The sequence below is a fragment of the Limimaricola sp. AA108-03 genome (assembly GCF_050847355.1).
GTDB lineage: Bacteria > Pseudomonadota > Alphaproteobacteria > Rhodobacterales > Rhodobacteraceae > Limimaricola.
In genome coordinates this window covers 1,859,100-1,880,000 of sequence record NZ_CP193755.1, presented here as the reverse complement: position 1 = coordinate 1,880,000, position 20,901 = coordinate 1,859,100, and the positions used below count along the sequence as shown (strand labels likewise).

At 63.7% G+C, this 20,901-nt stretch carries 20 protein-coding genes, 1 tRNA gene and 2 rRNA genes (1 of these 23 cut by a window edge); 12 read left to right on the top strand and 11 right to left on the bottom strand.

All coding sequences use genetic code 11. From position 1 onward, the window contains the following. From ACRAQ3_RS09210 to ACRAQ3_RS09200, 3 genes are all read left to right on the top strand, one after another. Window positions 1-2,571, top strand: a 23S ribosomal RNA gene (locus ACRAQ3_RS09210) (it extends 255 nt beyond the left edge of the window). A gap of 187 nt (window positions 2,572-2,758) precedes the next feature. After that, window positions 2,759-2,873 (top strand): 5S ribosomal RNA (gene rrf, locus ACRAQ3_RS09205). A gap of 95 nt (window positions 2,874-2,968) precedes the next feature. Continuing rightward, window positions 2,969-3,045 (top strand) — tRNA-Met (locus ACRAQ3_RS09200). 265 nt (window positions 3,046-3,310) lie between these two features. Here ACRAQ3_RS09200 and ACRAQ3_RS09195 read toward each other — a convergent pair. Both ACRAQ3_RS09195 and ACRAQ3_RS09190 read right to left on the bottom strand, forming a co-directional pair. After that, on the bottom strand, window positions 3,311-3,658 hold the full coding sequence (locus ACRAQ3_RS09195) for a VOC family protein (protein WP_432254418.1): 348 nt from the start codon (window positions 3,656-3,658) through the stop codon (window positions 3,311-3,313). Between the two features lie 415 nt (window positions 3,659-4,073). Beyond that, window positions 4,074-4,505 carry a VOC family protein gene (locus ACRAQ3_RS09190; RefSeq protein ID WP_432254417.1) on the bottom strand — a complete coding sequence of 144 codons (432 nt, stop codon included), beginning with the start codon at window positions 4,503-4,505 and terminating at the stop codon, window positions 4,074-4,076. A gap of 110 nt (window positions 4,506-4,615) precedes the next feature. Between ACRAQ3_RS09190 and ACRAQ3_RS09185 the strand changes: the two genes are divergently transcribed. After that, window positions 4,616-5,278, top strand: coding sequence for a winged helix-turn-helix transcriptional regulator (locus tag ACRAQ3_RS09185; protein WP_432254416.1), 663 nt, complete (start codon window positions 4,616-4,618; stop codon window positions 5,276-5,278). Window positions 5,279-5,390: 112 nt separating this feature from the next. Here the strand turns inward: ACRAQ3_RS09185 and ACRAQ3_RS09180 are convergent, their stop codons facing one another. Continuing rightward, complete coding sequence (locus tag ACRAQ3_RS09180) at window positions 5,391-5,696, bottom strand: DUF6958 family protein (protein WP_432254415.1); 306 nt, start codon at window positions 5,694-5,696, stop codon at window positions 5,391-5,393. Continuing rightward, window positions 5,680-6,207, bottom strand: coding sequence for a GFA family protein (locus tag ACRAQ3_RS09175; RefSeq protein WP_432254414.1), 528 nt, complete (start codon window positions 6,205-6,207; stop codon window positions 5,680-5,682). The genes ACRAQ3_RS09180 and ACRAQ3_RS09175 overlap by 17 nt, the downstream gene beginning before the upstream one ends. 29 nt (window positions 6,208-6,236) lie before the next feature. Between ACRAQ3_RS09175 and ACRAQ3_RS09170 the strand changes: the two genes are divergently transcribed. Continuing rightward, window positions 6,237-6,395 (top strand): hypothetical protein, encoded by a 159-nt coding sequence (locus ACRAQ3_RS09170; RefSeq protein ID WP_432254413.1) that lies wholly within the window; start codon window positions 6,237-6,239, stop codon window positions 6,393-6,395. A 170-nt stretch (window positions 6,396-6,565) separates the two neighbouring features. Here the strand turns inward: ACRAQ3_RS09170 and ACRAQ3_RS09165 are convergent, their stop codons facing one another. The 3 genes from ACRAQ3_RS09165 to ACRAQ3_RS09155 form a co-directional block, all read right to left on the bottom strand. Continuing rightward, entirely contained in the window at window positions 6,566-7,147 is a 582-nt protein-coding gene (locus ACRAQ3_RS09165) for a L,D-transpeptidase (protein ID WP_432254412.1), read from the bottom strand. Window positions 7,148-7,293: 146 nt separating this feature from the next. After that, entirely contained in the window at window positions 7,294-8,700 is a 1,407-nt protein-coding gene (locus ACRAQ3_RS09160) for an ATP-binding protein (protein WP_432254411.1), read from the bottom strand. Then, window positions 8,697-9,362, bottom strand: coding sequence for a response regulator (locus ACRAQ3_RS09155; RefSeq protein ID WP_269398574.1), 666 nt, complete (start codon window positions 9,360-9,362; stop codon window positions 8,697-8,699). Before ACRAQ3_RS09155 ends, ACRAQ3_RS09160 begins: the two co-directional genes overlap by 4 nt. Window positions 9,363-9,446: 84 nt before the next feature. Between ACRAQ3_RS09155 and dsbD the strand changes: the two genes are divergently transcribed. The 6 genes from dsbD (at window position 9,447) to ACRAQ3_RS09125 (ending at window position 15,196) form a co-directional block, all read left to right on the top strand. After that, window positions 9,447-11,291: a protein-disulfide reductase DsbD gene (gene dsbD / locus ACRAQ3_RS09150; RefSeq protein ID WP_432254410.1), complete on the top strand. Its 1,845-nt coding sequence runs from the start codon at window positions 9,447-9,449 to the stop codon at window positions 11,289-11,291. Next, complete coding sequence (locus ACRAQ3_RS09145; protein ID WP_432254409.1) at window positions 11,288-12,106, top strand: prolipoprotein diacylglyceryl transferase family protein; 819 nt, start codon at window positions 11,288-11,290, stop codon at window positions 12,104-12,106. The genes dsbD and ACRAQ3_RS09145 overlap by 4 nt, the downstream gene beginning before the upstream one ends. Further along, the gene (locus tag ACRAQ3_RS09140; RefSeq protein ID WP_432254408.1) at window positions 12,103-12,855 is read left to right on the top strand and encodes a L,D-transpeptidase; all 753 of its coding nucleotides are present in this window, start codon (window positions 12,103-12,105) and stop codon (window positions 12,853-12,855) included. The genes ACRAQ3_RS09145 and ACRAQ3_RS09140 overlap by 4 nt, the downstream gene beginning before the upstream one ends. Continuing rightward, window positions 12,852-13,484, top strand: a complete 633-nt coding sequence (locus ACRAQ3_RS09135) for a DsbA family protein (protein ID WP_432254407.1) — start codon at window positions 12,852-12,854, stop codon at window positions 13,482-13,484. The genes ACRAQ3_RS09140 and ACRAQ3_RS09135 overlap by 4 nt, the downstream gene beginning before the upstream one ends. Window positions 13,485-13,561: 77 nt before the next feature. Continuing rightward, entirely contained in the window at window positions 13,562-14,140 is a 579-nt protein-coding gene (locus ACRAQ3_RS09130; RefSeq protein ID WP_432254406.1) for a L,D-transpeptidase, read from the top strand. A 99-nt stretch (window positions 14,141-14,239) separates the two neighbouring features. Then, complete coding sequence (locus ACRAQ3_RS09125; RefSeq protein ID WP_432254405.1) at window positions 14,240-15,196, top strand: MBL fold metallo-hydrolase; 957 nt, start codon at window positions 14,240-14,242, stop codon at window positions 15,194-15,196. Between the two features lie 283 nt (window positions 15,197-15,479). Here ACRAQ3_RS09125 and ACRAQ3_RS09120 read toward each other — a convergent pair whose 3' ends face one another. From ACRAQ3_RS09120 to ACRAQ3_RS09110, 3 genes are all read right to left on the bottom strand, one after another. Beyond that, a complete protein-coding gene (locus tag ACRAQ3_RS09120; RefSeq protein WP_432256273.1) occupies window positions 15,480-16,817 on the bottom strand; it encodes an IS1182 family transposase in 1,338 nt (445 codons plus the stop codon). Between the two features lie 223 nt (window positions 16,818-17,040). Further along, window positions 17,041-17,232 (bottom strand): hypothetical protein, encoded by a 192-nt coding sequence (locus tag ACRAQ3_RS09115; RefSeq protein WP_432254404.1) that lies wholly within the window; start codon window positions 17,230-17,232, stop codon window positions 17,041-17,043. 143 nt (window positions 17,233-17,375) lie between these two features. Continuing rightward, on the bottom strand, window positions 17,376-17,558 hold the full coding sequence (locus tag ACRAQ3_RS09110; RefSeq protein WP_432254403.1) for a hypothetical protein: 183 nt from the start codon (window positions 17,556-17,558) through the stop codon (window positions 17,376-17,378). A 166-nt stretch (window positions 17,559-17,724) separates the two neighbouring features. Between ACRAQ3_RS09110 and ACRAQ3_RS09105 the strand changes: the two genes are divergently transcribed. Continuing rightward, window positions 17,725-17,994 carry a hypothetical protein gene (locus ACRAQ3_RS09105; protein WP_432254402.1) on the top strand — a complete coding sequence of 90 codons (270 nt, stop codon included), beginning with the start codon at window positions 17,725-17,727 and terminating at the stop codon, window positions 17,992-17,994. An 841-nt stretch (window positions 17,995-18,835) separates the two neighbouring features. On the opposite strand, the gene ACRAQ3_RS09100 is transcribed toward ACRAQ3_RS09105, so the two are convergent. Continuing rightward, on the bottom strand, window positions 18,836-20,656 hold the full coding sequence (locus ACRAQ3_RS09100; RefSeq protein WP_432254401.1) for a DUF262 domain-containing protein: 1,821 nt from the start codon (window positions 20,654-20,656) through the stop codon (window positions 18,836-18,838). Window positions 20,657-20,901 lie beyond the last annotated feature (245 nt).

Genomic DNA, 20,901 nt, shown 5'->3' with positions numbered 1-20,901 from the left:
GAAAGGACATCAATAGAGACTCCGCTAGTAGTGGCGAGCGAACGCGGACCAGCCGAGCCTTGAATGTGACCAGAACGAGTTGGAAAACTCGGCCATAGCGGGTGACAGCCCCGTATGGGAAGCATGACGGGACGTATCAAGTACGGGACACGTGTAATCCTGTCTGAAGATCGGGGGACCACCCTCGAAGGCTAAGTACTCCTTACTGACCGATAGCGAACCAGTACCGTGAGGGAAAGGTGAAAAGCACCCCGACGAGGGGAGTGAAACAGTACCTGAAACCGAACGCCTACAATCAGTCGGAGCCTCCTTGCGAGGTGACGGCGTACCTTTTGTATAATGGGTCATCGACTTGGTCTCACGAGCAAGCTTAAGCCGGTAGGTGTAGGCGCAGCGAAAGCGAGTCTTAATAGGGCGCATGAGTTCGTGGGATCAGACCCGAAACCGAGTGATCTAGGCATGTCCAGGATGAAGGTGCGGTAACACGCACTGGAGGTCCGAACCCACACCTGTTGAAAAAGGTCGGGATGAGGTGTGCCTAGGGGTGAAAGGCCAATCAAACTCGGAGATAGCTGGTTCTCTGCGAAATCTATTTAGGTAGAGCGTCATCCGAATACCCCGGGGGGTAGAGCACTGGATGGGTAATGGGGCCCCACAGGCTTACTGATCCTAACCAAACTCCGAATACCCGGGAGTACTAGATGGCAGACACACGGCGGGTGCTAACGTCCGTCGTGGAGAGGGAAACAACCCTGACCTACAGCTAAGGCCCCCAATTCATGGCTAAGTGGGAAAGCAGGTGGGACGACCAAAACAACCAGGAGGTTGGCTTAGAAGCAGCCATCCTTTAAAGATAGCGTAACAGCTCACTGGTCTAAACAAGTTGTCCTGCGGCGAAGATGTAACGGGGCTCAAGCCATGAGCCGAAGCTTAGGATGCACATAGTGCATGGTAGCAGAGCGTAGTGTGACATAATCCCATGTCTCCTTATGCCCCTCGGGGCTATTGGAGACGCGGGATTTTCTGTGAAGCCGGCCTGTGAGGGATCCGGTGGAGAGATCACTAGCGAGAATGATGACATGAGTAGCGACAAACAGGGTGAGAGACCCTGTCGCCGAAAGTCCAAGGGTTCCTGCTTAAAGTTAATCTGAGCAGGGTAAGCCGACCCCTAAGGCGAGGCCGAAAGGCGTAGTCGATGGGAACCAGGTTAATATTCCTGGGCCAGATGGAAGTGACGGATTGCGAAGGTTGTTCGATCTTATCGGATTGATCGGGCCGCTTAGCAGTCCCTGGAAATAGCTCCATCATGAGATCGTACCCGAAACCGACACAGGTGGACTGGTAGAGAATACCAAGGCGCTTGAGAGAACGATGTTGAAGGAACTCGGCAAAATACCTCCGTAAGTTCGCGAGAAGGAGGCCGGTTGTCACGCAGTGGTGGCCGGGGGCACAAACCAGGGGGTGGCGACTGTTTACTAAAAACACAGGGCTCTGCGAAGTCGCAAGACGACGTATAGGGTCTGACGCCTGCCCGGTGCCGGAAGGTTAAAAGGAGAGGTGCAAGCCTTGAATTGAAGCCCCGGTAAACGGCGGCCGTAACTATAACGGTCCTAAGGTAGCGAAATTCCTTGTCGGGTAAGTTCCGACCTGCACGAATGGCGTAACGACTTCCCGCTGTCTCCAACATCGACTCAGCGAAATTGAATTGCCGGTCAAGATGCCGGCTTCCCGCGGTTAGACGGAAAGACCCCATGCACCTTTACTACAGCTTCACACTGGCATCAGGATTGCGATGTGCAGGATAGGTGGTAGGCAATGAAGCGGGAACGCCAGTTCCCGTGGAGCCTCCCTTGAGATACCACCCTTCGCACTCTTGATGTCTAACCGCGGACCGTGATCCGGTTCCGGGACCCTGTGTGGCGGGTAGTTTGACTGGGGCGGTCGCCTCCCAAACAGTAACGGAGGCGCGCGAAGGTTGGCTCAGAGCGGTCGGAAATCGCTCGTCGAGTGCAATGGCATAAGCCAGCCTGACTGCAAGACTGACAAGTCGAGCAGAGTCGAAAGACGGCCATAGTGATCCGGTGGTCCCGAGTGGAAGGGCCATCGCTCAACGGATAAAAGGTACGCTGGGGATAACAGGCTGATACTGCCCAAGAGTCCATATCGACGGCAGTGTTTGGCACCTCGATGTCGGCTCATCTCATCCTGGGGCTGGAGCAGGTCCCAAGGGTATGGCTGTTCGCCATTTAAAGAGGTACGTGAGCTGGGTTTAGAACGTCGTGAGACAGTTCGGTCCCTATCTTCCGTGGGTGTAGGATACTTGAGAGGAGTTGCCCCTAGTACGAGAGGACCGGGGTGAACGATCCACTGGTGGACCTGTTGTCGTGCCAACGGCAGTGCAGGGTAGCTATGATCGGACAGGATAACCGCTGAAGGCATCTAAGCGGGAAGCCCCCCTCAAAACAAGGTATCCCCGAGGACCGTGGTAGACCACCACGTCGATAGGTCGGAGATGTAAGCGCAGCAATGCGTTCAGTTGACCGATACTAATGGTCCGATAGGCTTGATCCGATCCAGAAACAGCAAGGCTGGATCCGAAACCATACGCACCAAAACGGTGTACGACGACCTGGAACACCGCTCCCCGCAAGGGCAGGGCGGCTGATATGGTGACCTCCCATCGGAGCACGCGACAGGCCGCACCGGCCTCAAGCAGCCCTCCGGGCGGTAGGCCACCAACAAGATGTTCTTTCCTCGGTCTGGTGGCCATAGCACGAGCAAAACACCCGATCCCATTCCGAACTCGGCCGTTAAGTGCCGTCGCGCTGATGGTACTGCGTCTCAAGACGTGGGAGAGTAAGTCACCGCCAGACCTAGTAAAGAACATCACATTCTCTCTGACACGATGCCAGAACACAGCGACATGCGGCCTCAAGCAGCCCTCCGGGCGATAGGCCACAAAACATGGCGCGGGATGGAGCAGCCCGGTAGCTCGTCAGGCTCATAACCTGAAGGTCGCAGGTTCAAATCCTGCTCCCGCAACCACCGTAATCTGACTCAGATCCAGACAAGCCTCCCTTGGGAGGCTTTCAGCGTTTCAGGCTAACCGGGCAGGGCGCTCGGACCAGCTTGCCTCAATGCGCTGTTCCGCAGTTCCCTACTGAGGGCCGCAATCGCGATATTCGCAACGATGCGTAGGACCGTCATTTGCTTGCCTCCCAAAACTATCATCTCATCAGTGGACCGTTGGTCCGTCCAGCCAGCCGCTTCGAGACGGATACCGCCATCTGCGGCGGGGCCCGACAGGTGATCAGCTCCCGTCGAGAAGTCCGACGGTATTGCCTTCGGGGTCGGCGAACTCGGCGTAGCGAAGAGAATTGAAGCCTTCGACCTTCACTGGCTCCGGTACCTCGATCCCTGCCGCAGAAAGCCGCGTGATCTCTGGATCAAGGTCTGCCACCCGCATCGTAACGGTCGACTCGCCGGCACCTCGCGGACTGTCCAAGACTTGAAAGAAGACGCCTTCGCGCAGATTCCATTCATGACAGGACGACATTGGCTCGCGGTCCCAAGCGCGACCGATCAGCTTCGCCCACCATTTAGATTGAGCGTCGAAGTCGGCCGCGTTGATGCTCAGAAAAATGTTCTCGACCTTCATGCTTTTCCCTTTCTTAGGGTCTGTCAGCAGCAGACGCCTGAATTGAGGCCGTGTGAAAGCGAACACCGTAGACGTCATTGCAGACCGCTGCACCTTTCCGCTGCGCTGCCTTTCGAAGAGACCGCGCCCCACGACCAGTAGCCGGCATTCGAGATCCCCGGCTGCTTCCGGCCCGCACCCTCCGATTGTTGCCGATCATACAGGACAATGTCCGCCTTAAGCCGCCGTTTGCCACGTCGTGCCAAGCGGCCCGGTGAAATTGCCTGCATCGCCCTCGATCAGGAGCATGGTCGCCGCGACGGTCCAGCTGTCCTCAGTAGCGGCGGCGACGCACCCGACCAGGGTCCCGCAGGTGATCGGCCGGTCGCGTTGCCCCGGCTCCAAGTCGCCGGGGCCGACGGATCGGGACCGCGGTTCAGACCGCCGCGTCTTCGGCTGGCATGGCGCGCGCCATGTCCATCCACATCACCTCGAGGACATTGCCATCGGGATCGGACACCGACCGGCCATACATGACGTCCCCCATCTCCTGGGTCTTGTCGTTGTCGCGGCCGCCATGCGCGATGGCGCGACCGACGAACTCATCCACTGCCTCTCTCGACGGCTGGGATAGGCAGACCAGAGCGCCAACGGTCCCCTCCGGTGCCACGGGGCGGGGCGAGAAGGAGGCGAACTTCTCCCTTTCGAGGATCATGAGATGGATCACGTCGGACACGCGCACCATCAGGCTCTCGGCGTCGCAGAAGCGCTCATCGATGGTAAGGCCCAGCCCGGCATAAAAGGCACGGGCACGGGAGATATCGGTGGAAGGCAGGTTCACGAAGATCGTCGGGGTCGAAGAGGTCATGTCGATGCTCCTGGAGCGGGAATGAGTCGTCTCGATGCTTGAAGACTGCGCCGCCTGATTTTATATTGCAAGTTGGAAGTTGCAATAAACAACCAAAATGCGGAGAGCCCATGGAGCGCAAGCGAAGCTACGAGGACGGCTGCGCCTTCGCGCAAGCTCTTGACCTGGTGGGAGAGCGTTGGGCGCTCTTGATCATGCGCGAGCTGATGTTCGGGCCGCGTCGGTTCACCGACCTGAAGGAAACCCTGCCGGGCATCGCAACCAACATGCTGACGCAGCGCCTCGTGGGGCTCGAGGATGCCGGTGTCTTGCGGCGGGTGGACCTGCCGCGGCCAGCGCGCGGCAAAGCCTATGCTCTCACGGCCTGGGGCCTGGCGTTCCGCGAGCCGCTCCGGGTGATCGGCATTTGGGCCTCGCGCTCACCTCGGCTTCGCTTCGATCGCCCGTTGAGCGCGGCGGCGGCCATGCTGTCACTCGAGAGCATGTTCGATCCCGGAAGGGCTGAGAATCTTCGCCTCGCCGTGGATCTGCGCCTGCCGGACGGCGAGTTTACGCTTCGCATGGGCGATGGCCACCTCGACGTGGCGCCCGGCCGTGTCGACAATCCCGATTGCGTCGTGAGGGGCGACCAGAACGCGCTCCTGCCTGTGCTCTATGCGGGAAAGCCGGTCACCGCCGCTCTGGCGGATGGGTCGCTCGTGGTCGAGGGAGACGTCGACGCCATCAGGCGGCTCGCTGGGGCATTCCGCGACTTGGCGCCGCTGAAGGGCTGAGCTGAAGCAACTCGAGCCGCAGACCAACTGCTGCGCCAAGCCCTTATTGGTCTGCTCCCGCTGAAGTGCTTCGCCTACTGAGATCGAATTGCCTCGATCCGGCGAACGTCTACTATTCGGTCAAGCGGTAGAGACGCACTGGTCTGGTCGCACCCCTGGCGATGATGCCCTTCGCCTCGAGGTCCAGTTGCACGGCCTTGAGCCACCATCCGGCCTTCTCGCCCCCTGGGAAGTGCTCCTGCGAGAGGTGTTCCAGCGCCGCAGCCTTGGCCTCTGCGACCGTCACTCCCGGCGGCGTGTCCGGCAGCACCGGTAGCAACGCCTCCCGCATCGCAGTGTATTTCGCGAGATTGACGCGCTCGGTCCGGCCGGGCGAAGTCGCGCTGCTGATCTCGATCATCTCATCGGTTTTTGACATGCAGCGCTCCATTGTCCGGGAACCGGGGATTTCTGAAACCCATCCTCACCCATGCGATGAACAGGCGGCCATAGAAGCCGAGGGAATGGGTTCTCAGGTTGGGCACGTCGTCCGGCAGATCGTCACGGGCGCCCGTCATGGTGCGCAGTTCGACCGCGGGGCGGTCGGTTTCGGGCCAGAGCGCGGCATAGAGACTCAGCCAGTGCCCGCCTTTCATCTCCAGAAAGACGGGCGTGTTGCAGCATGCCGCGATCACGCGGCGGGTGCCGGCATCGTCAGTGAGCCGATGCGCCTTCAGCCTGTCCTGTCCGGCGACGATCGCGACGCGGTCCTTGCGAAGCAGGACGAACGGGGTGGCGCCCTTACCATCGAGGATAGGCCCCGCCCCCGGGAGGGCTTCGAGAACCTGCGCGGCCTTCTGGCAACTTGAGCAAAGGCATTCTACGGACGCTATATGCGGCCCTTCGACCCTCAAGCGCACATCGCCGCATCTGCATCCGAGACTAAGCATACCGGCAAACCCGCCACTGCAACCATACGATGAGCAGATTGGATCGACTGGCTCGACCGGTCAAGCCGTCCGGGCAGAGGCATTTTATCATCCGCGACCCGGCGGGGGTGCTGATCGATGTCATCACCCCCATACCGCCAAACGAGGAGTTCGTAGGCCAGTTCGCCGAAGACGCCCTGCCGAGTTGAAACTAAGTCGCCGTGCTCGAACCGGTCGGTCTGCCTTCCACGAAGAGCGGCCGTCCATGGCAATTGCAGCGAGCGGCGGCTTCCCGCCCTTCCTGAGTTCGATCACTCCCGGCCCAAAGCAGACATCCAGCCATTGCTCAATGCAGCGCCTCGGCAATTGGAAGCGGACCTTAGGCCATGCCAGCCTTGGGATAGAGGAAAATCTTCGTCTCCAGCGGCACCTTTTCATAGAGATCGATGATCTGCTCGTTCACCAGCCGGGCACAGCCGTTCGAGACGGCGGTCCCGATGGTGGATGGCGCATTGGTGCCATGGATGCGCAGGAAGGTGTCGTAGCCGTCCTTGAACAGGTAGAGCGCCCTGGCACCGAGAGGGTTGTCGATCCCGCCCGGCATGCCGTCGGCCCATTTGCTGTAGACCTCCGGCTCGCGTTCGAGCATGCCGGGGGTCGGGGTCCAGCTGGGCCATTCCTTCTTGGCCTGGATCAGGAAGGTCCCCGCCTCGTAGAGATCGTCTCGGCCCACCCCGACCGCGTAGCGCAGCGCCCGCGCGCCCGGCAGCGTCCAGTAGAGCGCGAACTCGTCGGGCATGACGTGGATTTGCCCGGCCGGGATGCCGTCCGCGATGGCCACCTCGCGGGGCGGGATCACTGCGGCCTGCGGGGCGCCCTCATGCGCCGGCACCCGGCCGGCGGGCAGCGCGGCACCCGCGAAAGCCGCCGCCGTTCCCTTGAGAAAGCCTCGTCTCAACATGCGTCACCTCGTCTGTTTCGTCCCGGCGTCGGCGGTTGCCGCGCATGGGGCTTGATGATGATGGCCCCGCGCTGGCCCCGGTCGGTCCGGGAGCCAAGGCGGGGGTGCGTCCATGCCGTGTCGAATGCATCGGGCTTAAGGCAGCCTTACGACCGCTGGGGCGCGTCCTGTCTTTCTGACACCGCCCCGTTTTCGTGGGCATGGCCCGCGCAGGGCAGCACGATCCGGACGGCCTCGCCCCCGCCCGTCCGCGGCTCGAAGCAAAGCCGCCCGCCGAGCCGTTCGACCGCCACCTGCGCGATCGCGAGGCCCAGCCCGCTGCCGCCCGCGGGGGCACCCGCTCCTCGAAAGAACCGCTCGGTCACGCGGGTCCGCTCGGCCTCGGGAATGCCGGGCCCGCGATCGAGCACCGACAAGGTGATCCGCGCATCGCGCGCCCCTCCCCCGATCACCACCTTGCCGCCCGGCGGGCTGGCCAGCACGGCGTTCTCGACGATGTTGCGCAGCGCCACGGCGGGCAGCACCGGGTCGGGGATCCGGCAGCACAGCCCCGGCGCCATCTCCAGCCCGAGCTGCACTTGGCGCTCGGCAGCCAGCCTTTGCAAGTCCTGCGCCAGATCGGACACCAGGCGCGTCATGTCGACGACCTCGCCACCGCCCTCCGGAGCGCCATCGACGGCGGCGAGTTCGAGAAGCTGCCGCACCATCCGGTCGGTGCGGGCCACCCCGGCCTCGACGCGCGCCAGCGCCTGTAGCCGCGTCGCTTCGTCCGGGGCCATCGCCGCGATCTGCGCCTGCGTCTTGATGCCTGCAAGCGGGGTCTTCAGCTCGTGCGCGGCGAAGGCTGTAAAGCTCTTCTCCCGTCCGCGCGCAGCGGCGACGCGGGCGAACAGCCCGTCGAGCGCCGCGCCCATGGGGCGGATCTCGCGCGGCAGCGGGCCTGCCGCCACCGGACCGAGATCATCGGCCGCGCGCGCCCCAAGCGCCCGTGCCATCCGGCCGAGCGGCGCGAGACCGCGCCCGACGCTGATCCAGATCAGCGCCGCCAGCACCGGCAGGATCGCCAGCGCCGGCAGCAGCAGCCCGCGCACCACGTCCGTTACCAACCGCTCGCGCACGGTGAGCCGGTCGCCGACCATCACCCTCAGGCCCAGATCCTCGTTTATCATGGTGTAGACGCGCCACGCCTCGCCATCGACGAGGCTGTCGGAAAAGCCCGTTTGCTCCGCCGCGAGCCGACCTGAGGGCGCGCTGGCTGAGGCGCCCAGCAGCGCGCCATCGAGCGACCAGATCTGGCAGGAGAGCTGGCGCGCATAGGCAGAGGCCGCTGCCGGTTCCGGCAGGTCCAGCTCCAGCGGCCCGGCCGAGGCCACGTCGATCCGCCGGTCGGAGATCAGCGACGATACCATCTGCGCCGCCTCGGCGAGCCGCGCGTCGAGCACCCGTTCGACCTCCGAGCGGGTCGAATGCTGAATCCACCAGACCGCCGAGAGCCAGACCGCCCCCGTCGCCGCCAGCAGGATCACGAACAGCCGCGCGCGGATCGAACTCATGGCCGCGGCTCCGCGAGGCGGTAGCCGACGCCGCGCACCGTCTCGATGAAGCCCGCACCCAGTTTGGCCCGCAGCTTGTGGACATGCACCTCGACGGCGTTGCTCTCGACCCCCTCCTGCCAGCCGTAAAGGCGCTCCTCCAGCCGGTCCTTCTCGACGATCACGCCGGGGGTCTCGATCAGCGCGCGCAGCACCGCGAATTCGCGCCGCGAGAAGCGCAGTTCGCGCCCCTCCATCTCGCCGCGCATCCGCGACGGGTCGAGCCGCAGCCCGTTCCATTCGAGCAGCGCGCTGGCCCGCCCCTCGGCGCGGCGGATGATCGCGCGCAGCCGGGCGCTGACCTCGCCGAGATCGAAGGGCTTGCCGAGGTAGTCGTCCGCCCCGGCGTCGAGCCCGTCGATCCGGTCGCGCACTTGGTCGAGCGCCGTGAGCAGCAGCACCGGCAAACGGTCGCCGCCCGCCCGCAGCCCGGCCAGCAGGTCGAGCCCCGAGCCGTCGGGCAGCATCAGGTCGAGCACCACCGCCGAGAAGCCGCCCTGCGCCAGCGCCTCGCGCGCATCGGCGCAGCAGGTCACCAGTTCCGGGGTGAAGCCCTGCAACCGCAGCCCGACGCTCAGCCCGTCGGCCAGCGTCTCGTCATCCTCCACGATCAGAACCCGCATCGCGCCTCCGGTTGTCGTCCTTGTCGTCGCTGTTGCGCCTCCGGGCTTAAGGGCCGCTTAAGGAAGCGCGCCGATCCGGGCGCCATGACACGGACCCTTTCATACCCCGCCGCCCTGCGGCGCGCCATCATCGCCCCGCTTCTCGCGGCGCTGTCCCTTGCCCTGGTCGCCACCGCCGCCCTCGCGCAGGGCGGCGACGTCTTCGGCAGGTCATCGCCGCCGATGGACCCGCGCGAGGCTTTCGCGCTCGAGGTCGAGCCGCAGCCAGACGGCAGCCGCCTGCTGCGCTGGAACGTCGCCGAGGGCTATTACCTCTACCGCGAATACCTCGCCGCCGAGACCGAGGACGGAAGATCTCTACCGCTCGAGACCGAGCCCGGCGTCACCAAGGACGACCCGACCTTCGGCACGGTCGAGGTGTATTTCCATGGCACCGAGGCGCATCTCGGCGCGGCGGAAGGCCCGGTGCGCGTGACCTACCAGGGCTGCCAGGAGGACGGGATCTGCTACCCGCCGGTCACCGACACGCTACCCGCGATCAAGGCTGCGGCCCCGCCACCGGCTGCCGCGCCGGAGCCCGGCCCCGTCGAAGGCTCGGCGAAGTCCACGGTGTCGGAGGGCAGCATCACCCTCGCCGCGGGGGACGGTCTGCTCGACGGGCTGAGCGCCCGCGGCGGCCCGCTTCTCGTGCTGGCCGGCTTCTTCGGCTTCGGGCTGCTGCTCGCCTTCACGCCCTGCGTCTTCCCGATGTTCCCGATCCTCGCGGGGCTGCTGGCCGGACAGGACGGCACGGTCGGCGTCCGGCGCGGCGCGCTGCTCTCGGGCACCTACGTGCTCGCGATGGCGGCGGCCTTCGGCCTTTTGGGCCTCATCGCCGCGTGGTCGGGCCAGAACTTGCAGGTGGCGCTGCAATCGCCCTGGGCCGTGGGCATGGTCGCCGTGGTGTTCGTGGCTCTGGCGCTGTCGATGTTCGGCCTCTACGAGATGCGCCTGCCGCAGGCTTGGACGGGTCGGCTGTCAGGCATCGGCGCGGGTCGGGGCGGCACGCTGGGCGGCGCGGCGGCGCTCGGCTTCACCTCGGCGTTGATCATGGGGCCCTGCGTGACCGCGCCGCTGGCAGGGGCGCTCCTTTACATCGCGCGCACCGGCGACGCGTGGCTCGGCGCGGGCGCGCTCTTCGCGCTCGGTCTCGGACAGGGCGTGCCGCTCCTGATCGCGGGCACCTTCGGCGCGCGGATGCTGCCGCGCGCGGGCGCGTGGATGGAGGGCGTGAAGGCCGCCTTCGGCGTCGTCTTTCTCGGCATGGCAATCTGGCTCGGCGGCCGGCTGCTGCCCGGCCCCGCCACGCTGGCACTCTGGGCGGCGCTGCTGCTCGGCGCGGGCGTCTTCGTCGGCGGGCTCGACCGGCTGGAGCCGGCCTCCGGCGCGACGCTGCGCCTACGCAAGACCGCCGGTCTCGCCGCGATCCTCGCCGCCGGGCTCATGGGGTTCGGGGCGGCGAGCGGCGCGGAGGATCCCTTGCGCCCGCTGGCCGGTCTGCGCCCGGTCGAGGCCGCGCTCGGTGTCGCCAATACCGAGATCGCCTTCACCCCCGTCACCTCGGTGCCGCAGCTCGACGCCGCGCTCGAGGCAAGCGACGGGCCGTCGATGATCTACGTCACCGCCGACTGGTGCGTCACCTGCAAGGTGATCGAGCGCCGCCTCTGGCCCGACCCAATGGTCCGCGAGGCGCTGGCGGGCACCACGCTCATCACCGCCGACCTGTCGGAGTTCAACGCCGAGGGACAGGCGCTGCTCGATCATCTCGACTCGGTCGGGCCGCCCACCATGGTGTTCCTCGACGCCGAGGGGCGCGAGGCGCCGGGCAGCCGACTGATCGGCGAGCCGGGCGTGGAGGAGGTCGTGGCCTCGGCGCGGACGATCCGATGAGCGCGGTGGCAATCGGCCCCCTGGTGTTCTCGGGCGAGCGGTTCCTCGTCGTGATCGCGGTGCTCGTCTTCATCGGCGTCACCGAGATCGGCGCCTGGCGCCGCCCCGCGCAGGCCGAGCCGCTGCGGCGCTGGTCGCTCATCGCCGTGCTCGGCTGGGTGATCGCGGCGCGCGCGGGCTTCGTGGCGATGCAGTTCGACAGTTTCCGCGCGGCGCCGCTCGACGCCCTGAAACTCTGGCAGGGCGGTTTCGCGCCGCAGGCGGGGCTGTTCGGACTGGGCCTCGCGCTTTTCGCGGCGCTGCTGCGCCACCCCAGGGCGCTGACGCCGTTGCTGCTGGCCGCCACCCTCGCGGGAACAGGGGTCGCGGTGGCGCGGGTCGCGCTGCCCGACCAGGCGCGCGGACGCCTGCCCGCGATCCACCTTACCGAGCTGTCGGGCCGCCCGTTCCCGCTCGCCGAGACGGCGGGGCAGCCGCTTGTCATCAACCTCTGGGCCAGCTGGTGCCCGCCGTGCCGCCGCGAGCTGCCGATGATGATGGAGGTCGCCGCCGAGACGGAGGGCACGCGGATCCTTTTCGCCAACCAGCGCGAGGCGACGGAGGTGATCGAAATCTACCTCGCGGGGCAGTCGCTGGGCACGACCGGCGTGCTGCGCGATCCGGAGGGAGCGCTGATGGACACCTTCGGCCTGCTCGGCCTGCCCACCACCCTGTTCTTCGATGCCGACGGCCAGCTGCAAGCCGCCCATACCGGCGAAATCTCCCGCGCGCAGCTCCGCGCGGGCCTCGACGACCTCGAAAGGACCGCCCCATGACCGAGATCCTCCGCCCCTGGCGGCTGGCGTCGCTGGCGCTGCTGCCGCTCCTGGCAGCCTGCGCCGCCGCCCCAGTGCCCGAACCCGCCGCTCCTCCCGAGGCCGAACCCGTGCTCCCCGCCGAGGTCCGGGCCATGTATGCGGCGGTGGAGGACGAGGGCGAGGTCATTCCCGCCGTGCCCGAGCAGTATCTCGACGAACGCAACCGCCGCCAAGAGGTCGATTACTGGACCGACGAGGCGCCCGGCACCATCGTCGTCGATCCGCATGCGCGGTTCCTCTATCTCGTGATGGAGGGCGACCGGGCGATGCGCTACGGCGTCGCGGTGGGCGACCAGGGGCGCGGCTTCTCGGGCGAAGGCAACATCCCCTTCACCCGCGAATGGCCGCGCTGGACGCCGACGCCCAACATGCTGCGCCGCGATCCCGACCTCTACGGGCCCCATGCCGGCGGCATGGAGGGCGGCATCGACAACCCGCTCGGCGCGCGGGCGCTCTACCTGTTCAAGGACGGGCGCGACACGCTCTACCGCATCCACGGCACCAACGACCCCTGGTCGATCGGCAAGGCCACCTCGGCCGGCTGCATCCGCCTGTTCAACCAGGACATCATCGACCTGCACGAGCGCGCCCGCGCGGGCGCCAAGGTCGTGGTGCTGAGCGAAGCCGACAGCGGCAAGGGCACGGTGCCGCCGGGCACGCCCCTGTCCACTCCCCAGCAGACGACCAACCAAGGAGAGACCACATGACCAACCTCACCCGCCGCACCGCGCTCACCGGCGGCCTGCTCGCCATGGGCGGCACCGCGCTCTGGACCGCGACGCGCCCGGCGCGCGCGCAGGAGCAGCCGCTGCGCCCGACCATCGACGAGGTGATGTTCGACCCCGCGAACCCGGTTCTCGGCAACCCAGAGGGCGACGTCACCATCGTCGAGTTCTTCGATTACCAATGCCCCTACTGCAAGGCGAACCACCCGGTCCTGAACGAGGTGGTCGAGGCGGACGGCAATGTCCGGCTGGTGATGAAGGACTGGCCGATCTTCGGCGCGCCCTCGGTGCGCGCGGCGCAGCTGGCGCTCGGCGCGGCCTCGCTCGGGTCCTACCTGACCGCCAACGACGCGCTGATGGCGACCGAGGGGCGGCTGGACGACGCGCTGATCGAGGAGACGCTCAGCAAGGCCGGGCTCGACGTCGCGGCGCTCGACGCCGCCTATGGCGAGAACCGCGACAAGTGGGACGGGCTTCTCACCCGCAACGGCGCGCAGGCGGCGGCCTTCCAGCTGCGCGGCACGCCCGCCTTCATCATCGGCACGGTGATCTACCCCGGCGCGATGGACAAGGCCGGGCTCGAGAACGCGATCGCGATGGCGCGCGGCTGACCCCCCTTAAGGCTGGGATAAGGCGACCGTGGTCGACCTGTCCCGGCCTCCCAACCAAGAGCAGGACCACAGGCAAGATGAGCATCACCCCCACCCGCCGGCAGGCGCTTCTCGGCGCGGCGGCCGCCGCGACCGCGCTGGCCACCCCCTCGCTGTTGCGCGCGCAGGCCGCACGGCCTCCCGCGCAGGCGCCCGTGCAGCGCAACGTGTCGAGCTTCCGCACCCAGTATTGGCAGGATCACTTCGACACGCTTGGCGTCGCCACCATCGTCGCCGACACCCAGTCGCGCGCGCTGCACTACTGGAACGCCGACGCGTCGGACTACCGCGTCTTCCCGACCTCGATCCCGATCTCCGAGGACCTGACCAAGCGCGGCTACACCGAGATCGTGCGCAAGAAGGTCGGCCCCGACTGGACGCCCACGCCGAGCCAGGTCGAGCGCAATCCCGAGCTGCGCTACATGCCGCCCGGGCCCGACAACCCGCTTGGTACCCATGCCATGTATCTCAGCTGGCCTGCCTACCTGATCCACGGCACGCATGACACGCGCAAGATCGGGCGGCCCTCCTCGGACGGATGCATCGGTCTCTACAACGAGATGATCGCCCAGCTCTTCGCCATTACTCCGGTCGGCACGCAGGTCCGCATCATCTGAACACCTGCGGGTGGCAAAGACTGGACCAATGCCACCCGCCACACCATCCTCGCCCGCGAGACGGACCGCCCATCCCGCGGAGCGGAGGAGAGGACTTCGATGAGAAATATCACCGGCCTGCTGGCCGCCCTGACGCTGTTCGCCGCCACCGAGGCCCCGGCCGACGAGGACATCGCCGACCAGTATCCGGGCTCGCTGCTCTACGCCAAGCCAGTGGAGTTCATCCCCGGTGTCTGGACCGCCACCGGCGCCACCGCACCGCCGACCTACGAGAATGCCGGGCACAACAACAACCTGAGCTTCATCGTCACCGGCGATGGAGTGGTGGTGGTCAACGCCGGTGCCAGCCGCGGCTTGGCCCGCGCCCTGCACGACGAAATCCGCGCCGTGACCGCCCAACCGGTGAAGCTGGTGGTCGACGAGAACGGACAAGGTCATGCGATGCTCGGCAACGGCTACTGGGTCGACGAAGGCGTGCCGGTGCTGGCTCATGCGGAGGCGGCGCGCGCTTTCGAGGAAGATGGCGACGCTTCGTTCCAGGCGGGCGAGCGGCTGCTGCGCGACCGGTTCGAGACGACCCGGCTACAGGGCCCGACCGAAACCTTCGAGGACAGCTACACCGTGCCCTTCGGCGATTTCCCGATCGAGGTGCTGTATCTCGGCCCGGCGCACAGCCCCGGCGACATCGTGGTCTGGCTGCCCCAGCAGAAGCTGGTGATCTCAGGCGACATGGCGTTTCACGAGCGCATGCTGCCGGTGTTCGCCGACACCGATACCCGCGCCTGGGTCCAGACGTGGGAGACGGCCTTCGAGCCGCTGGGCGCGACCTATGTCATTCCCGGCCACGGCTACCCGACCAACATGGATCAGGTGCGACGCTACACGTATGACTACCTCGTGGACCTGCGCGAGAAGATCGGCGTGCATCTCGACGAGGGCGGCGATCTGGCCGAGGCCTACTACGTCGACCAGAGCGCCTATGCGCATCTCGACACCTTCGACGAGTTGGCCACCAAGAACGCGGGCCGCGTCTTCGAGCAGATGGAGTTCGAGTAATTTCTATAAATACTTCGCAAAGGCCTTACAGCACTTTGCTTCAATGTCTGGAATGCGCAGGGAGCGGAAGCTTCAAGATCCATCCTCGGCTTGCCGAAAGCGGGCGCGACTGGCCCACAGCGGCCATTCGGCTCCGCGCGCAGTGAATGTCCGCTTCCCGCCCATTCTGTTGAAAAAGTCGCTCGAGGACGACGGTTTTGTCAGCCCAAACGTCGGGGCGCCGCCGTTCCGATCGGGCAACTGCCCGTCTGTCCGCCTTGAGGCGGCTAATCGGCCGCTCAGCTCATGCCGTGGCCTCCCGCAGCACATTCTGGGGCCGTAGCTTCGCAAGTTTCCTGAGGTTCTGAGCGATAGCGGCGAGGAGGAATTCGTCCTTGGCGCCGTTGGGGCCGCGCAAGCGTAGCCGGGTCAGGCCAAGGATGCGCTTCAGGTGGGCAAAGAGCATCTCCACCTTCTTCCGCTTGTCGCGGGACACCTTGTAGGCCTTGGTCTTGCGGCATTCGCGCGCGAACTCGCGTGCTTCCTCGTGCGGCTCGCGTGTCACGTATCGCGCCTCAGCTTTCGGGCAGCAGACTTCCTTGGATAGGCAGGCTTGGCAGGTGGCCTTCAAGGCACAGTATTTCTTCCGTCCGCCGGCATCCTGCCCCCGGTTCGGATCGGAGTAGTTCCGGCGGAATTGCTTGAGAGCATGGCCCTCGGGGCAGATGTATTGACCGTTCGCCTCGTCCCATTCGAAGTCGGAGCGGGACCAGGTGCCATCGGTCTGCTCTGATTTATCGATGACCGGGATAAAGGGGATGATGCTGCGCTTCTCGACCAGCCATCCGAGGTTCTCGGCGTTGCCGTAGGCGGTGTCGGCGGCCAGCCAGTCCGGCCGGATACCGAACCGCTTCTCCGTCCTGTCGAGCATTGTGCGCGAGGCCCCGACTTCGGCCTGGCGGATTGCTCTCGTCGCCTCGACGTCCATGATGACCGCGCTCTTGGTGTCGATCAGGTAGTTGGTGGCATAGGCGAAGTATGGACGGCTTTCCTCGGCGCGGGTCCATTGCGCGGCCGGATCGGACTTCGCCACGAACTTCGGCTGGACAGGCGACGCGGCCCCGAAGGCGGCATCGTCGAGTGTCTCCAAGTGTTCCCGTGCTGCCCTGTTCCCGACCTCACGCGCGCGCTCCGGGCTCCAATCCTCGGCCGCGATCGACCGGACCTTGTTGGCGTCGGCAGAGATCAGGCTCGCGTCAACAGCGAAGCCCTCGCCGGACACGAGGTCTTCCTTCAGGCAGCGCTCCACCGTGGCTTCGAAGGCCTGACGCAACAGGTTGCTCTCCCGGAACTTGCCATGGCGATAGCGCGAGAAGGTCGAGTGATCCGGGACCTTTCGCTCCAGGCCCAGTCGGCAGAACCAGCGATAGGCGAGATTCAGATGGACCTCGTCACAGAGGCGACGTTCCGATCGGATGCCCATGACGTAGCCGATCACCAGCATCCGGATGATGAGTTCGGGGTCGATGGATGGACGGCCAAGGTGGCTGTAGAAGGGGCGCAGCGCCTCCCGCAAGCCGCCGCAGTCGAGAAACAAGTCGATCTCTCGCGGCATATGGTTGGCCGGGACGTGCCGCTCCAGATCGAACTCTTAGAACAGCTGCGCTGGAGCCTCCTGCCTGCCCATCATCTCGAAACCCTCCCATCCCCTCAGGATTGAGTGAATCGAAGGACTTGCCGCGCTGCAATACAGACTATTTCAACAGCATCCGCCCTTTTTACGCCAGTGCCGCAGGTGCAGCACTGATGGATGTTGCCGCCAATGGCGTAAAGGTCTGCACAGACGGTGTGCCAGGAGCGTCAGCTCAGATGAAATCCTGCCAGCGGGTCAGGGTTACGGCGCTAAAGATCATCAGCGAGGTGGCGACGAGGCCCAGCCCAGACGCGCGCATCTTGCTATCCCGATCCAATATGCGGACCAGCAGAAGACAGAGGAGCGGCACCACGAGCCAAGCCCAAGGTGCAACGCCGAACAGGTCAGGGGATACGGTTTTCATACCTTTCAAATAGATCGGTTCGATATCGTCTGCATCTGGGCAAAGGGGGTGCCGGTCGGGTCGAAAGTATAGCCCGCAAGTTTCCCACTCCTTGCCTTCTTGGCGAGACAAGACTGCCATGTCGAGAGGACGCGCTTGCGGCATCAGGACCATAGGCTCAGGGCCACGGTCCAGACGACGACCAGACCCGTGACGATGAGGTTCGCCCCTGCATCGCGCTCCCCAATGACCTGATCCCAAACGTAGATCATTCCAATCCAGATGATTGGAATCGACCACACGGTCCAACCGACAAGGTCGAGAAAATCGGAAACCACTGTTTTCATTTGCAAACACTCTCCAACGCCGGCCCGACGTATCGTCGGATTGTGGCGAACGGAAGGAAATTTGGGTGATAGCTCGCTTTCAGGGGGTCAGATTACACCTACCTGACCTCTGCCGATTGCATCGACTGCCATTCATCTCTAAGTTGCAGTTATACGGAGGAACGACATGACAGACGCTACCGTCGATAGCTCGTCCGACCCGATCCAAGTCGACTTTCTCATTGCGCATGAGAGCCAGCCGCTTGAGCTTTCAACGCTTGGCCCGCTCAACCTCCCTATGCGATCCTTCGTGCCGGAGATCGGCAGCATGGTCTCCGAGTTCCGGCCTGAGGGATCGAAACTTTATCAAGTGATCGGGCGGGAGCTCGATACCTCGGGGGACCGGGTTGCTCTGACACTGGAGCCGACCGAGAGCGGCCCTTCAGGTAGGGCTTGAGATCGGCTTGTTACGCAAGCGTCACCCCAATCGCATGATCCTCATCTGCGCCCTCAGATGATCGGCCGGACGAACTATCCGGCGGATTGCGGCGGTTCAGCCGAGTGACATGGAGCTACTTACGGGCGCGCTTGGTGGGCCAATTTGTCAGCATCACGTGCGTCACGCCGTTCGCGGATGATGCTGCCACTTTCCTGGCCGGTGCGCTCGATCTCCGGCATGCGCATCCAAGCGCACTGGATGAACTGGCAGCCCCGGGAGGGAAGCAAGTCACAGCTGCTGTCCGGCTTGGCGGTTGAAAGCGATGGCGGAGGCGATGACAGCGATCGTAAAAAGGCTCGCCGGAATAAGGCGAGCCGCACTCGTTACCCTACCGGGGAGGATGTAGGCCACGTGACAGCGAGCCCACAAAGAAACGGTCGGCGCCGATTGACCTTGGGTCAATGAGTCGCTGTCCTCAGCTTGAGGTCTCCACCAATGCGAGCAGAACTGGTGCAACAATGTCACACCCCGCTGATCCGACGAGGGGCTGCCAATTCATAACCATCGGTGGGCCGCGCCTCCACAAACGCCACGATCAGAGGAGGGCCAATGCGCCTTGCGCTCTGTAATAGCGCGGCAACCACCTGGCCTTTAGCGGTAATCGATGCGCTGAGCAGCGAGGGTCCGCTTCGAGCCCTTTCACAGCATTCGAAAAGCCTGAGCCGCTTTTCCTTTCTCCGCCAAGCAGGCCATCATGCCGAACGCGGCAAAGTTGAGGTCCCGACCCAATTCGCATAGCTTTATACCTATCGGCGCCGCCTTGTTTACGCAAGCTCAAGCGCGAGCGGGCACACTGACGTCAGCGCATCCAAATCCCTTTTGCGTCGCCAAATAATTGGTGAGCCCTCTTGGCTATTGACGTATCGTCCCACTCCTGGAAGTCATCCAAGATCTTTCTGTTAATCATTAGCATGGTGTGATCATGCAGGCCGCGCCGCTTGCCGGGCTGCTTTTCGCTCAGAGGTAACCACGGTCCATTTGACAAGCTTGGATTGAGCTTTTTACTCACCAAGGTTAGATTTCCGATTCCCTGCAAATTGGCCTTGCGCTCTTCGGCACTTATTCCTTCTGGAATTGGCCAGTGGACCTCCCAAGCTTGGGGTAAAATATGCTCAATTTGGAGCTGCGACCAATCGAAATGCATTAGCGGCTCGGCTTTGCCGTTCTGGGTTTGGTATCTATGCTCAAGAGCCTGAAGGAGCATCAGGACTCGGTCGCGCTTAAAATACCCATAGAATTGCCGAGACACCCAATTGCGCTGAAAGACTACATCGGAGGGCCATTCGTCGGAGCCAGTAAGCGACTTCAAGACGTCCTGAAGGATGTCACTTGTTCGCCGGTCGGCTTGCGCCCGGATTTCTCTCAAGATCGATAACGCCAAGCTACCATAGCTTCGTGTTTGAGCGCCGCAGACAAAGCGTCGAACCAGATAGCTCTCGAGAATTGCGCCGAATTCATCAGCATCTTGAGGGTCTTCTTCTGTGCGGGCGATCACTTCGAGCAATAGGGGGTGAAAGACGACAATATCAAGTCGCTTTAGGCGCTCCAGGAATAATTCGAATCGACGCGTTCCGCTCGGCTTGTCAATTTTCACAAACCGCAATGCATCGGCATGGATCAGGGACATTAGATCCGAAATCACGACTGGGTGATTGCTGTTTCCATGAATACCCTCTGCATATCGCAAAAATAGATCGTATAGATGTTTAGCTGAAACTGCCTCCCCGGTTTCCTTGGACAGCCAGTTCTGCAAGAAAGTGTCAACACGAGCGCGAGCGGCGTGACCGGTGCCCACTTTGGCGCGCCAGTAACTGTGATCGCGATCGAACAGGCGCCAATAGTTTTCGTATAATGCGGCCGCATCGAGCTTCTGCCTCGATGCCTCCCACAATAGCCAGTTCTTTATCAGGTCCGCAGGAAGAAGTGGTGTCCCGTGGGCGTTAAGTGTTTCGAAGATTGCCTGAGGTTCGTCGCCCCGATCGAGATCGAGAACAATGAGCCTCATATAGTTCCTAACGGCCTCCGATAGGACGCGTGCTGACTCGGCAGGCTCGCCCGTATTTATGAAATCTGTTGCGGCATCGAAAAAATAGCGGTAGGCCTCAGCCATTCGGCCGTTGCTCGCACATGGCTGACTGGAAGCATGGCTGTTCATGACTGCAATAAACGGCGCACGATCCTCATTCGTTGGCCAAACTTTATATACCTCTTCGTCGATAGCATCGTTTGCTGTGAGTTTAGCGATTTGACGTTTCGCAAGCTCAATCGATCTCCGATCATCCTCCGAGCAAGCTTCAAGAGATATGTCGATCGCATGTTCCACCGCCTTCAGCAGGATCTGGAGCGTGGTGAGACGCTGCTGACCGTCGATAACTTCTCGTTTCGGAAGGCTTCCGGTAGGTGTTGGCTTTTGTTCAAGGACTATCGTGCCTAAAAAATGGCTTGCTACAATACCATCGTCATGCCGTGCTCTCAGGCGATTCAATACCCCTAAAACATCGTCCCATAGAGGTGCCCATTGGTCCTCCCTGTTCCAAACGTAAGGCCTCTGAAAGAGAGGAACTGTATATCGCTGATCTTGGCTGAAAACCTGTGATATTTCTATATATGCCGGCTGCACCGCGATCCTCCTTTGGCCTCAGCATCAGGTTGCCCCAGCCCGTGGGTCCACGACAACCCGAGAGTGCGTAGCCCGTAGGTGTTCTCGCCCTTCTGAGATGCTCTCGACCGCCGAGCGACAGTTGACCTGCCGTTCCTTTGTTTTAGCTGCCGCTGGCTTGCCTGCTCGTCGCCGTGGGTTACTCAGTGTTGCCGTCATCCTGCGCTTTAGTGATTGCTCGAGGCGCGCGCTCCCCTTCGACGACC